Source organism: Nocardia sp. JCM 38205, assembly GCF_058222935.1.
Genome location: NZ_JBYHFL010000001.1, coordinates 1,362,898 through 1,375,794, shown reverse-complemented (window position 1 = coordinate 1,375,794; position 12,897 = coordinate 1,362,898). Strand labels below are relative to the sequence as shown.

Sequence of the window (12,897 nt, the reverse complement as noted above, 5' to 3'; positions counted from 1 at the left end):
GGGCCGTCTGTCACCGGAAGGGGGTCGCGTTGCTCAACAGCGGTGACGTTTTCGCCGGGTTCACCATCGAGCGACTGCTCGGCCAAGGGGGCATGGGATCGGTGTACCTGGCCCGTCATCCCCGGCTGGACAAGCAAACCGCGCTCAAGCTGCTGAACCGGGATCTGTTCGCCGACGCCTCGGTACGCGCGCGTTTCGAACGCGAGGCCGACCTGGCCGCCCAGCTCGACCATCCGAGCATCGTCGCGGTCTACGACCGTGGCACCGAAGCCGATCAGCAGTGGATCAGCATGCAGTACATCGATGGCGCCGACGCGTCGTCGGTGACCGCGCTGACCCTGCCGCCCGAACGTGCGGTGCAGATCATCGAAGGGGTCGCCGACGCCCTCGATTACGCGCACGGCATCGGCGTGCTACATCGGGATGTGAAGCCGGGCAACATCTTGCTGGCCCGTTCCAGCGCGGGCCACGGCGAACGGGTGTTCCTCACCGACTTCGGCCTGGCCCGCTTGCGGGCGCAGACCACCCAGCTCACCCAGCAGGGCATGTTCACCGCCACCCTGGCCTTCGCCTCGCCGGAGCAGATGACCGGCTCCGAACTCGACGGCCGTTCCGACCAGTACTCGCTGGCGTGCACGCTGTATTGGCTGCTCACCGGGATGGCCCCGTTCGATTCGCCGAACCCGGCCGACATCATCCACGGCAATCTGCAACTGGCCGCGCCGCCGCTGGCGGTGAAACGGCGCGGGCTGCCGCAGTCTCTGGATGCGGTGCTCGCGGTCGCGATGGCCAAGCATCCGAGCCACCGTTTCGGCACGTGTGTGGAATTCGCCGCGGCCGCCCGGCACGCCCTGAGCAACCCGGGGTATCAGCCGGTGCCCGCGCGCGGCGCACCGCCGGCGGCCTACCCGCCGCCCGTCGCGGGGTATCCGGCCGTGCCGCCGATGGCCCAGGCCCCGGCTGCCGCGCCGATGCCCCCGGCCCCGGCTGCCGCGCCGATGCCGCAGCATCCGCCGGCGGCGCCGATGACCCCGGCCGCGCCGCCGTATCCGGCCCAGCACGGTATGCCCGACCAGACCGCCAGCGCGGGCTCGGCGGCCCCGCAGGCTCCTCCGGCTCCGCCGGCCGGGCAGCCCTCCTATGCGGTACAGCAGAGTGCGCCCGCCGATCAGGCACCTCAGCCGGGTGGTCCGGCGGCCCAGGGCGTCGCTTCATCCGCCGGACAGCCGGGCGGCGGTTCCTTCGCGCCGTCGCCGGCGCGGGGGCAGCCCGGCGCCATGCCGCTACCTGTGGAAAGCGTTATCCCACAAGCGGTTCCCTCGACCGCGTCCGGTTCGGACTCGCGCGGGCAGGCCGATCCCGCAGTAGGATCCGAGGCACAGCAGTCCGGGCCGAACGGGCACGAGACACCCGCTGGGTCGAGTGCCGGGACCGATTCCGGGAACTCGGGAGCCGGCGGTGCGGTCGTGAGCGACTCGGCCAGCGGCACCGGTCATCCGGGGGAGTCCGCCGGTACCGGCGACGCCGCTGACACCGGCGGCAACGACAACAGCAACCATCCGACCACGGTGACCGCCTATCCCGGATCTCAGGCCGCGTCGTCGCTTCGGCTCAAAGGCGAACCCGCACAACCGGCTTCACCGGACGCCGGTAACGGGTCGTCCGGCGCGCCCGCAACCGCCGCCCCGCAGGGTCATCGGCAACCCGCGCACAACGGCGGCCCGGGATTCGGCGCCGCACCTCCGTACGCTCCGAATCCGCATCCGGGGCAACAAGCTCCGGTCAAACGCGGCAGCAGTCCGGCATTGATAGCGGTGTTCACCATCGTCGGCTTCCTCGTGGTACTGCTGGTGCTCGCGGTCGTGGTGCTCGTGGTCGGCGGCGACGACAGCGACGAGGCCGCTGCCTCGGCAGGGTCCACGTCGACGTTCACACCGGCGAAAGACATCACCCCGCAGGAGGATCCGGTCGAGCGCAGCCGCCGCATCTTCCCGAGCCTGCTACCGCAGGGAACAGCTGACACCGGCCAGGGGTATCAGGGTGCCGTGTGCACCGCCTACGAGCCCGATGATCCGGTACGCATCGAAGACCGCGCACTGTCGTCACGCCCGTGGACAACGGTGTGGGAGTGCCGTCGCCGCGTCGAATCCGATACGCACATGAGCTACACCATCGTGGTGTACGAGGACGCCGACGATGCGCGGGCTGTGCTCGGCGAACTTCCGCCCAATTCCCGCAGCACCGGGGCCAAGAGCGGGGCGGCGTACACCTCCTACCACTGGATCGAGCCGGAACCGGACGGGCCGCTGACCACCACCCATCTGGTGGTGGGTTTCGGCGGTGCCGATCCGATCCGCGCGAATGCCTTGATCTCGGTGCGGCACTCCGGTCCGATCGCCGACGAATTCGGCCGGCTGTCCTCGGAGAACGCCGTCATGCAGTGGTGGGCGGACGCGCCGCTGTAAACCACCGACGGCCGGCGTTGCCGATAGCGAACGGCCCGGTGCGCGGCAGATCGCGTACCGGGCCGTTCGTCGTCACCCGTCAGTCGACGGCCAGCGCCTCCACGATCGGCATCCGCGCCGCGCGCACGGCGGGCGGGATCGAGCCGAGCAGCGCCAGCAGCAGCGCGAGCGTGCCGTAGACCAGCAGCAGCGGGCTCGGTTCCCACACGACGTCGATGGTCATCGCATGGCCGATCGCGATGGTGGACAGATACTGCACCACCACGCCCACCACCAGACCGATGGCCGCGCCGGTGATGCCGATGCCGGCCGCCTCGGCCAGCACCGAGCGCAGCAGGAACTTGCGGCCGGTGCCCATGGCCCGCAGCACACCGAGTTCGCGGCGCCGATCCAGCACCGACAGCATCAAGGTGTTCAGCAGCGCCACCGTCGCCACCAGCACCACGATCCACAGGATGGCGTTGCTCATCGACGTGCCCTGCCGCAAGCTCGCCGAAATCGCGTCCACCGCTTCGCTTCCGGACTGGATACTCAACTGCGGCCCGGCCAGCTCGCGGATCGCGGCCTTCGCCGCCGCGACGTCGACGCCCGGTTTCAGGTCGATGCCGATGATGGTCTCACCGGGCCGCTGATACCACTCGTGTAGTCGCGAAATATCCATCACCACGATGCCGGAGATCACCGAGAAGTACGGGATCACCTGCACCACCCGCACCGTGTGGTCGCCGGTCGGGGTCGGCAGCGTCAACTCGTCGCCCACCTCGGCGCCGAGCGAGCGCGAGACATCGCGGGAGAGCACCACACCCGTGCCGGTGCCCATCTGCTCGGCGCTGGCCGGCGTGATCGCGCCCTGCACCTGGGTGACGACGTCGGAGGGGTACCCCTGCAACATCACCCGTCCGGTACCGAGGGTCGCGAATGCCATCTGTCCCGCGCGTGCCTGCTCCACCTCGGGGAGCGCGGCGATCTTGTCCACCAGGCCCTCCGGTAGCAGCGGCCCGGTGGGGAACTGCTCCATCGACACCGGGCTCACGTACAGATCGGTATCGCCGAGATCCTCGAACGAGGTCGTCGCCGAGTCGACCAAATTGCTCGACGCCCCACCCGTCGACACGGTCGCCGCGACGCCGATCATCACCGTCATCATCGTCGCCCATACCCGGCGCGGCGCGCGTTCGAGTGTGGTCGCGCCCAACGCTCCCGGTGCGCCGAACCAGCGCGCCACCACGGCCGAGGCGTGCACGATCGGCCCGGTCGCCGCGAAGCACAGCGCCACCGCCGCGCCGAACGACAGTGAGATCGCGGCCAGCGAGAAGCGCCCGAGGTCGGTGCGCGCGATGACGACCGCCGCAACGGCCAGCGCGATACCGAGAACGGCTGCGGCCCAGCGCAGCATCGGACTCGTGGCATCGCTGCGCCCAACCCCGATCGGCACCAGCGCCTCGATCGGCTGCACCTTGTACACCTGACGTGCGGCGATACCCGCAGCGGCGACACTGGCCAGCACACACGCCGCGATCGCCAGCGGCACCGCGTACCCGGGAACCATGTACTCGGTGCGGGCCTCGACCGATTGCACGATCGCCGCGGGCAACTGCGCGATCGAGACCCGGCCCATGAAGATGCCGACCACCGCGCCCACCGCACCGCCGAACAAGCCGAGCAGGGCGGCCTCGACCAGCAGATCGCGCACCATCGGCCCGCGCTTGCCGCCGATCGCGCGCAGCAGCGACAGGGTGGGCCTGCGCTGGGCCACCGCCATGCTCATCGCGTTGTAGATGAGGAACGCGGACACGATCAGCGCGGCCGCCGCGGCCATCAGCGTCGAGTACCGCACGATCATGATCGCGCCGCCGGCCTGCGCGGTGCGCAAACCGGGATCGGCGACCACAGCCCGTCCATCGACCGCGTCGGTCAGCGCGGCGCGTAGCGCCTCGATATCGGTGCCGGGTGCGGCGAGGATCTGCACCGAATCCAGCCGCCCGGCCCGATCGGTGATCTTCTGCGCCAGCGGCAACGGCGCGGCCACGATATGGCCGGAGTTGAGTTTGCCGGAGGTCTCGGGATCGAGCACCCCGGCGACGGTGACGGTGGCCGACCCCAGCGGGAACTGCTCACCTTCGGCACGGCCGACCGCGTCACCGACCAGCACCCCGTTGGGCACCGAGAGCAGCTTCGCGGCCATGGCGCTCATCGGCCCGGCCAGTTCGCTGCCGAGGGCGGCGACGGAGGCGTCGGCACCGATCAGGAGCGTGCGATCCGCACCGGTGCCCACCTGGGCACGCAACATCGGCACCGCACGCTCCACGCCAGGAGTGGTGGCGATCGGCGCGAGCAACGCCTGTTCGAAACCGGCATCGGTGATGCCGGTGATCTCGAGGACCGCATCGCCGCCGAGTCCGCGGGTGAGCCGGTCGACCGATCCGGTGACCGAGCCCGCGATGCTGAGGACCGAAACCAGCAGGCCGGCCGAGACACCCATGACGGTCAGCGACATCATGGTGCGCCCGCGGTGGGCGAGGAGTTCGCCGATATTGAACAGCCGTAGCCGATCCCATGCGGCGCGGATCATGCGTTGACCGTCCGCTCGGCACGCTCGTCGGAGCCGATCTTGCCGTCGCGCAGGGTGATCACCCGGTCGCAGTAGCGAACCGCACCCATATCGTGGGTCACCATCACCACCGAATTGCCCGATCCGGCCACCTCACCGAGCAGTTCGAGAATCGAGGCGCCGGTCTTGGAATCGAGGTTGCCAGTGGGCTCGTCGGCCAGGATCAGCGGCGGGTCCATGATCAGCGACCGTGCCACCGCCACCCGCTGCATCTGACCGCCGGACATTTCCGCGGGCCGGTGTTCGGCCCGCTCGGCCAAGCCGACCCGGTCCAGCAGCTCCAGCGCGCGCGGCTTGGCCTTGCGTAGTCCGGTGCCGTCGAGCAACTTCGGGATGGCGACGTTTTCCCAGGCCGACAGCGTCGGGAGCAGATTGAAGAACTGGAACACGAAACCGACCCGGTGCCTGCGGAATTCGGATTGACGCTCCTCATCGAGGCTGCCGATCTCCTCACCCTGGAATCGGATCGAACCCGAGTCGGGGCTGTCGAGCGCGCCGAGCAGATGCAGCAGCGTGCTCTTGCCCGAGCCGGACGGTCCGATGATCGAGGTGAATTCGCCCGCCGCGATGTCCAGGCTGATCCCGTCGAGGGCGCGTACCACCTGGTCGCCGACCAGATACTCCTTGTTGACGTTCGACAGTTCCAGCACGGCTGGTTGCGTCATCGCGTTCCCCGCCCTCTCTCTAGCGTGTATTTCGTTGGGTAGGCGCGTGTTCGACGACGCCTCCGGGATCGGCCGGTGCGACGCTACCGTGCCATCGCCTCGGCCGCGCTCGGGTGGCGTCGATTCGGGCCGTCCAGCAGCGCATGGAGTTCGGGCTGTTCGGCGCACAGTTCGAGGTAGGCCTCCAGCTGCGGCCTGCCCTGTTCGTGGGCTTCCTCCAGCTTGGCCTCCAAGTGGACGTTCCACCGGTTGCGCAGCGCCAGCAGCAGCCCCTGCCGCCCACCGAAGAGGCGGTCGAGATCGGGCAGGCCGTCGAAGAGATCGGGGCGGTGCGGATCGATGGCAGCGCGAGCGAGCACGGTGTGCATGATGTCGATGCGGGTGTGCTGATCTTCCCAGGTCATGGCTTCTGGCCTTTCGTGAGCTGGGTCTTCGGGTTTGCGGGAGCCACGCCACTCGAGAGCGTCGATTCACGCTACAAACGCGGCCGCGGCGTTGTCGTCGTGCCAGGGACGCGAATTCTTCTCCTACCGTGGGTGGAGAGGCAGCCCGATCACCGGACGATGTGCCGGAGCCGGCCGGGCGAATATCCTGGCAGGATGAGTGCGAGCAGCGCCACACCTGAGCCGGGGTTCGTCGGCCCGGTGGCGCCGTTCCGGGAGAGCGGGCGCCTCCGCGATCGGATCGTGGCCTTCGTACGCAGCCCCTGGGCGGTGTTCCGGCGCAATCTCGACGAATTGCCGTTCGACTATCCGCCCGGCGTGGTCATCATCGCCGACCTGGCGTTCTTGCTCACCGGTATCGCCGCCACCGTTCAGCGGCACGAGTACTTCCCGTCGGCGCTGCCGCTGCTGGCACTGGCGCTGTTGTTCGCCTCGCTGCCGCTGTTCGCCTTTCTCGGTGTGGTACCCACCCCGGCCCAGCTGATGGTCACCTCGCTGGGCGCCACCGTGATGTATCTCGCGCAGCCCGTCGCGACCGATTTCGCGCCCTTCGTGCTGGTCGTCGCGGCGGGCGAGGTCGCGGCGATCTCCTCGAAACGGGTCAGCGTGCCCTTTGTGGTGGTCTCGATCGGCCTGCTGGTGGTGTTCGACAGCTTCGGCAAACTGCCCTGGCTCGAGGATTCGGTGCCCCTCGAGGGCATGCCGATGTACGCACTGGGCATCGTGCTCGGCTGGATGGTCGGCGTCATGCTGCAATCACAGCGGCGGTTCCTCTACCAGGAACGCGAATACCAGGGCATCCGCGCGGCCCAGGCGGCCGCCGAGGAACGCAGGCGGATCGCCCGTGAGGTGCACGACGTCATCGCGCATTCGCTCAGCGTCACCCTGTTGCATCTCACGGCCGCACGGCACTCGCTACAGACCGACCGCGATGTCGACGAGGCCGTCGACGCGCTGACCGACGCCGAACGTCTCGGCCGCCAGGCCATGGCCGATATCCGCCGCACCGTGGGGCTGCTGGACGGGCCGTCCAAGAATCTGGCCGAACCGAGCGCCGAGGACATCGCCGCCCTGCTCGAGGATTTCGCGCGGGCCGGGCTGTCCATCGACGCGAAGATCACCGGCGACCTCGACTCGGTCTCCGCCGCCGTCGGTCTCGCGCTCTACCGCATCGGCCAGGAGTCGCTGGCCAATGTCGCCAAGCACGCGCCGGGCGCCGATGTGTGTTTCCGGCTGACGGTCGATCCGCTGACCGTCACCCTGGCCGTCGCGAACACCTTGCCCGCCGGCTCGCTCACGATCGGGACAGGAATGGGACTGACGGGGATGCGCCATCGGGCCGAACTGCTCGGCGGCCGGATGACCGCGGGACCGGATGGCGACGGCTGGTCGGTCGAGGCGCGATTTCCGCACGCTCCGCCACGGACGAGCGTGCTCTGCGGGTGGTTGACCGGCGGACTGCCGGTGACCCTGGGACCGAGGGGACGGCGCGACCACGATGTGGCCTTCGGGCCGAGTGGTCCGATAAGACAGGAGAACGCGTGACCACTGCGGCAACGGAGACCACGATCGCGGTACTGGTGGTCGACGACCAGGAGTTGGTCCGCGGCGGACTGCGCCGGATCCTGCGCCGCCGCGACGGTTTCGTCGTCACCGAATGTGCCGACGGTGACGAGGTCGTTTCCGCCATTTCGGCCGAACCGCCCGACGTCATCCTGATGGATCTACGGATGAAACGGGTCGGCGGCATCGAGGCGACCCGGCTGGTCCGGATGCGCCCGGATGCACCGCCGGTGCTGGTGCTGACGACCTTCGACGACGATCAACTGCTCTCCGGGGCGCTGCGCGCCGGCGCGGCCGGATTCCTGCTCAAGGATTCCCCGGCCGAGGATCTCATCCGCGCCGTGCGCACCGTGGCAGGCGGTGGCGCCTGGCTCGACCCAGCGGTGACCGGCCGGGTGCTGTCGGCGTATCGCACGGTGCGCCCGGCGACACCGACGGATGCCAGGCTGGCCGAGCTGACAGCCCGCGAGTACGAAGTCCTCGAGCTCATCGGCCGCGGCCGGGTCAACTCCGAAATCGCTCGTGAGCTCGGCATCTCAGAGGTCACCGTGAAAAGCCATGTCGGACACATATTCGGCAAGCTGGATTTGCGCGATCGGGCCGCCGCGATCGTGTTCGCGTTTGACCACGGGGTGGTCTCACCAGGACAATCCACTGTTTGACGGGCAGGTTCCGGTCCCGGACCGCACGGTCGCAGACGACCGCGACCAGCGCCCGGGAGTGGAGGATTGACACCGGTGGTGGCACCTGGGTCCGACGTGGGAAAACGGTTCGGGCCGTACGAGTTGCGGTCGTTGCTGGGCAAGGGGGGCATGGGTGAGGTCTACGAGGCCTACGACACGGTCAAGGACCGGGTAGTCGCGCTCAAACTGCTCTCCGACGAGCTGGCCCAGGATCCGGAGTATCAGGTCCGGTTCCGGCGCGAATCGCAGGCCGCGGCGCGGCTGGCCGAACCACACATCATCCCCATCCACGACTGGGGCGTGATCGACGGCAGGCTGTTCATCGACATGCGGCTGGTTCCCGGCTCGGATCTGCGCACCATCCTGCAGACCAGTGGCGCGCTGAGCCCGCATCGCGCGGTGTCGATCATCGAGCAGATAGCCGCGGCCCTCGACGCCGCCCATGCCGACGGACTCGTGCACCGCGACGTCAAACCCGCCAACATCCTGGTCACCGAGGCGGGCTTCGCCTACCTCGCCGATTTCGGTATCGCTCACACCGAAGGCGACAGCGCCATCACCATGGTCGGCGTCGCCATCGGCTCCTACACCTATATGGCGCCGGAGCGCTTCGACATCGGCCCGGTCACCAGCCGCGCCGACATCTATTCGCTGGCCTGCGTACTGCACGAATGCCTCACCGGCGCCTCGCCGTTCCCCGCGGCCAGCATGAGCGTGCTGATCCGATCGCATCTGGCCGAACCGCCGCCGCGTCCGAGCGTGCAACGCCCCGGCGTGCCCGCCGCGCTGGACGCGGTGATCGCGCGCGGCATGGCCAAGGATCCGAACGACAGGTTCCCCACCGCGGCCGAACTCGCCCGCGCCGCCCGGGCCGCGCTGCCTGCCGCCGCGGGTGCGCCCGCGGCCGGGTCGGCGCCCGCGACCGGTGGTTTCGCGCGTTTGGTGGTGCGGCCGCCGGATCCGTCGCGGACCGGCGAGCTGAGTGCGGTGGCGCCGGAGTCGACCGGCGAGGTGTCGTTGCCCGTCATCCGTCCGAGCGGACCGACCGAGGTGAGCCCGACCGAAACCCAGTTCACGCTGCCGACCCAGGAGATCGGGGTGGCGCCGGGAACCGGCCCGGTGCCGCAAGTGCGCCCGTTCCCCGACGCGCACCTGTACGAGGGTGCGCAGCTGCACCCCGCGGTCGATCCCGCCGCGCGACCCGATCTGCCCGACTATGCGGGCCCGGCCGCGCCGACCCTGCTGGGCGGGATCGCCGCAGCGGCGTCCACCGGCTCCGGTGGCGAGTCCGGCACCGCACCGCGCGGCCACGACGGAGGTGACGCACCGTACCCGCCCAGCGAGACGACCCGCGTCTACGGCGCCGCCGAATCTGCGCCCACCGCCCGCCATCCCGGCGCCGGGGGGTACCGCGACGACGAAGACCGCGGCGGCTACCCGGCCGATCAGGAAACCCGGATCTACGGCGCGCCGGTGGAATCGGCTCCCGGCCACGCACCCGCCTATGGCTCGTCACCGGGATATCCCCAGCCGGCCGGTTACGGCGCACCCCCGCCCCCGCCCTACGGCGAACCCGCCGGTTACGGCGCCCCCGACCCGCGGGCCGGCGGATACGGCGAGGAGTACGGCGCCGATCGCGGTGGCTATCCGCCCGGCGGGCACCCACCCGCCGGATACCAGCCCGATCCATATGCGCACGACCCTTATGCGCCACAGGGCCGTCGCCGTTCGGTGGTGCTGCCCATCGTGATCGGTGTGCTGGTGGTCGCCGTCATCGCCATCGGCGCCGTGGTCGGCTTGCAGATGTTCGGCTCCGATGACGCCGAGTCGACCACCGCACAGACCACCGCCGCCGCGCCCACCTCGGCCGCCGCCCGCACCGGCAGCACCACGGGTTCGGCCAGGACCTCGACCACATCGGCCCGGCCGACGCCGATCGCGTTGCCACCGGGTGCCCGCCCGTGCGGTCCACCGGCGACGGTCGCCTTCGCCAACGCCGCGGTCGGTACTCAGGTGACCAGCTGCGAGTTCGCCGAGGAGGTCCGCAAGGCCTACGCCGCGGCGGCCGGCGGTGGGCGCGGTAGCGCGCCCGCTTCGGTTGTCGCCGCCAGCCCCATCACCGGCCGGACCTACACCATGAGCTGTTCCGAGCAGGATCGGCTCGTCACTTGCACCGGCGGGGACAACGCCGTGGTGTACGTGTACTGAGGTCAGGCGAATCCGGTCGATTGTCCAGTAGGTGAGTCGTCGAGATCGGTTGTGCGTAACCGGGTTCGGTCGCGAGCGATCGGGTATTCTCGGCGCCCCGGGCCGTTGCCGCAGCACCGCAACAGGCGGTCCGGGCGCCGAACAAGTACGGTTTCCGGATGCTGCACCGACACCGAGACCGGGGGGAGATCGCAACCAGAATGTGTCGAAACATGCCAACTGAACACGCGGGACGCTTCCCTGAGATCCGACGGCGGGCGGCCGTGGTCGTCGCCGTGCTGACGGCGCTAGTGGTGGTGTCGTGCGGCAGCGAGGCCGAGCCCGCGACACCGGCGATGCCGAGTGTCACCGAGGCGGCGGCCAAGGCCGAGCACGAGGGCCTCTCGATCGTCGTCCCCGGGACGCTGGCCGCCGATATCGCCGAGCTGAGCAAGAGCCAGCAGGGGCGGCTCGGCCTGGCGATCATGCCGGTCGGCGGGGAAAAGCTGGTGACCTTCGGTGATTGGACCACCGGCCCGGCCTGGTCGACGATGAAGGTGCCCTTGGCCATTGCCGCGCTGCGCAAGAGTCAGGGCAGCCCGTCGTATTCGACGACCGCGGCCATCACCGCTTCCGACAACTCCGCCGCCGACGCGCTGTGGCAGTCGCTCGGTACCCCGCAGGAGGCGGCGCAGGCGGTGCAATCGGTGTTGCGCGAGGGCGGTGACGCGGTGACCACCGTTCCCGCCACCAAGGCCAGGTCGGAATTCTCGGCTTTCGGCCAGGCCGAATGGGCGCTGGCCGATCAGGTGCGTTTTGCTTCGCGGCTGCCGTGCCTGCCGGACTCGGCCGAGGTCGTCGCCTTGATGGGGCAGATCATTCCGAATCACCAGTGGGGGCTGGGTTCGGTGTTCGCGGCCGCCGACTTCAAGGGCGGCTGGGGACCCGATTCCGAAGGTGCCTATCTGGTGCGCCAATTCGGCCTCGTCCCGGCGGCGGGCGGGCAGATCGCGGTCGCGTTCGCCGCCCAGCCCGCGTCGGGCAACTTCTCCGACGGGATGACCATGCTCAACAAGATGGCGACGTTGATTTCGCAGCATCTGCGCGAACTCAGCGGCGGGAAGTGCCCCTCCTGAGTCCCGCGGTCACTGTTACTCATCGTTCACGGGGGCGGGGCTCCATCGGAGCCCGATGCGAGGCAAGATAGCGGCCATGCGCATCGGAGTCTTGACCGGAGGCGGAGACTGCCCAGGGCTGAATGCTGTGATCCGCGCCGTCGTACGCACCGCGAACGGGCGTTACGGTGACGCGATCGTCGGTTTCCAGGACGGCTGGCGCGGCCTACTCGAGGATCGCAAGATCCAGATCTTGAACGACGACCGAACCGACCGGCTGCTCAACAAGGGCGGCACCATGCTCGGCACCGCACGCACCAATCCCGACGTGCTGCGCGACGGGCTCGGCCGGATCCAGCAGACCCTCGACGACAACGGCATCGAGGCCCTCATCCCGATCGGCGGTGAAGGCACCCTCACCGCGGCCAGCTGGCTGTCCGATGAAGGTGTGCCGGTCGTCGGCGTGCCCAAAACCATCGACAACGACATCGACTGCACCGACGTCACATTCGGCCACGACACCGCGCTGGCCATCGCCACCGAGGCGATCGACCGGTTGCACACCACCGCTGAATCGCATCAGCGGGTCATGCTGGTCGAGGTCATGGGCAGGCACGCGGGCTGGATCGCGATCCACGCGGGCATGGCGGCGGGCGCTCACCTCACCCTGGTGCCCGAGGTTCCCTTCGATGTCCAGCAGGTGTGCGCGATGATCAAGCGCCGTTTCCAGCGTGGTGACAAGCATTTCATCTGTGTGGTGGCCGAAGGATCGCATCCCGCGCCCGATTCCGGATTCACCCTGCGCGAGGGCGGTGTCGACGAATTCGGGCACGAGCGGTTCACCGGCGTCGCCCAGCAGCTCGGCGTGGAGATCGAGCGCCGGATCGGCAAAGAGGTGCGCACCACGGTGCTCGGGCACGTGCAGCGCGGCGGCAGCCCGACCCCGTACGACAGGGTGCTGGCCACCCGTTTCGGACTGCATGCCGCCGAGGCCGTGCATGCCGGGCATTTCGGGCAGATGGTCGCGTTGCGGGGCACCGAGATCGGCCTGGTGCCATTGTCGGAGGCGACCAAACAGCTCAAACGGGTCCCGGCCGAGCGGTATCGGGAAGCCGAGGCGTTCTTCGGCTGAGCGGTCCGCCTCGGTGCGGCATCGCTGTGCGGC

9 protein-coding genes are annotated in these 12,897 nt (G+C 69.5%); 6 read left to right on the top strand and 3 right to left on the bottom strand.

Annotation, left to right across the window (positions count from 1 at the left end):
- The first annotated feature begins 29 nt into the window (after positions 1-29).
- Positions 30-2,465: a serine/threonine-protein kinase gene (locus AC4HOU_RS06410; protein ID WP_195007008.1), complete on the top strand. Its 2,436-nt coding sequence runs from the start codon at positions 30-32 to the stop codon at positions 2,463-2,465.
- Positions 2,466-2,544: 79 nt separating this feature from the next.
- Here AC4HOU_RS06410 and AC4HOU_RS06405 read toward each other — a convergent pair whose 3' ends face one another.
- The 3 genes from AC4HOU_RS06405 to AC4HOU_RS06395 all read right to left on the bottom strand — a co-directional run bounded on the left by AC4HOU_RS06405 (position 2,545) and on the right by AC4HOU_RS06395 (position 6,145).
- Positions 2,545-5,037 (bottom strand): FtsX-like permease family protein, encoded by a 2,493-nt coding sequence (locus AC4HOU_RS06405; RefSeq protein WP_490724219.1) that lies wholly within the window; start codon positions 5,035-5,037, stop codon positions 2,545-2,547.
- The gene (locus AC4HOU_RS06400; RefSeq protein WP_163817224.1) at positions 5,034-5,741 is read right to left on the bottom strand and encodes an ABC transporter ATP-binding protein; all 708 of its coding nucleotides are present in this window, start codon (positions 5,739-5,741) and stop codon (positions 5,034-5,036) included. The genes AC4HOU_RS06405 and AC4HOU_RS06400 overlap by 4 nt, the downstream gene beginning before the upstream one ends.
- Before the next feature lie 83 nt (positions 5,742-5,824).
- Positions 5,825-6,145: a hypothetical protein gene (locus tag AC4HOU_RS06395; protein ID WP_163817226.1), complete on the bottom strand. Its 321-nt coding sequence runs from the start codon at positions 6,143-6,145 to the stop codon at positions 5,825-5,827.
- 195 nt (positions 6,146-6,340) lie between these two features.
- Here AC4HOU_RS06395 and AC4HOU_RS06390 point away from each other — a divergent pair, with 195 nt between their 5' ends.
- The 5 genes from AC4HOU_RS06390 to AC4HOU_RS06370 all read left to right on the top strand — a co-directional run bounded on the left by AC4HOU_RS06390 (position 6,341) and on the right by AC4HOU_RS06370 (position 12,864).
- Positions 6,341-7,729, top strand: coding sequence for a sensor histidine kinase (locus AC4HOU_RS06390; RefSeq protein ID WP_490724218.1), 1,389 nt, complete (start codon positions 6,341-6,343; stop codon positions 7,727-7,729).
- Entirely contained in the window at positions 7,726-8,409 is a 684-nt protein-coding gene (locus AC4HOU_RS06385; protein WP_163817230.1) for a response regulator, read from the top strand. Before AC4HOU_RS06390 ends, AC4HOU_RS06385 begins: the two co-directional genes overlap by 4 nt.
- Positions 8,410-8,487: 78 nt before the next feature.
- The gene (locus AC4HOU_RS06380) at positions 8,488-10,638 is read left to right on the top strand and encodes a serine/threonine-protein kinase (RefSeq protein ID WP_490724261.1); all 2,151 of its coding nucleotides are present in this window, start codon (positions 8,488-8,490) and stop codon (positions 10,636-10,638) included.
- Between the two features lie 212 nt (positions 10,639-10,850).
- A complete protein-coding gene (locus tag AC4HOU_RS06375) occupies positions 10,851-11,753 on the top strand; it encodes a serine hydrolase (protein ID WP_178128404.1) in 903 nt (300 codons plus the stop codon).
- Between the two features lie 76 nt (positions 11,754-11,829).
- Positions 11,830-12,864 (top strand): ATP-dependent 6-phosphofructokinase, encoded by a 1,035-nt coding sequence (locus AC4HOU_RS06370; RefSeq protein WP_104359124.1) that lies wholly within the window; start codon positions 11,830-11,832, stop codon positions 12,862-12,864.
- The last annotated feature ends 33 nt before the right edge of the window (positions 12,865-12,897 follow it).

Coding starts and splice junctions, on each gene's coding strand:
- AC4HOU_RS06395 (WP_163817226.1), bottom strand. CDS start 6,145: ATGACCTGGGAAGATCAGCACACCCGCATCGACATCATGCACACCGTG.
- AC4HOU_RS06370 (WP_104359124.1), top strand. CDS start 11,830: ATGCGCATCGGAGTCTTGACCGGAGGCGGAGACTGCCCAGGGCTGAAT.
- AC4HOU_RS06375 (WP_178128404.1), top strand. CDS start 10,851: ATGCCAACTGAACACGCGGGACGCTTCCCTGAGATCCGACGGCGGGCG.
- AC4HOU_RS06390 (WP_490724218.1), top strand. CDS start 6,341: ATGAGTGCGAGCAGCGCCACACCTGAGCCGGGGTTCGTCGGCCCGGTG.
- AC4HOU_RS06400 (WP_163817224.1), bottom strand. CDS start 5,741: ATGACGCAACCAGCCGTGCTGGAACTGTCGAACGTCAACAAGGAGTAT.
- AC4HOU_RS06405 (WP_490724219.1), bottom strand. CDS start 5,037: ATGATCCGCGCCGCATGGGATCGGCTACGGCTGTTCAATATCGGCGAA.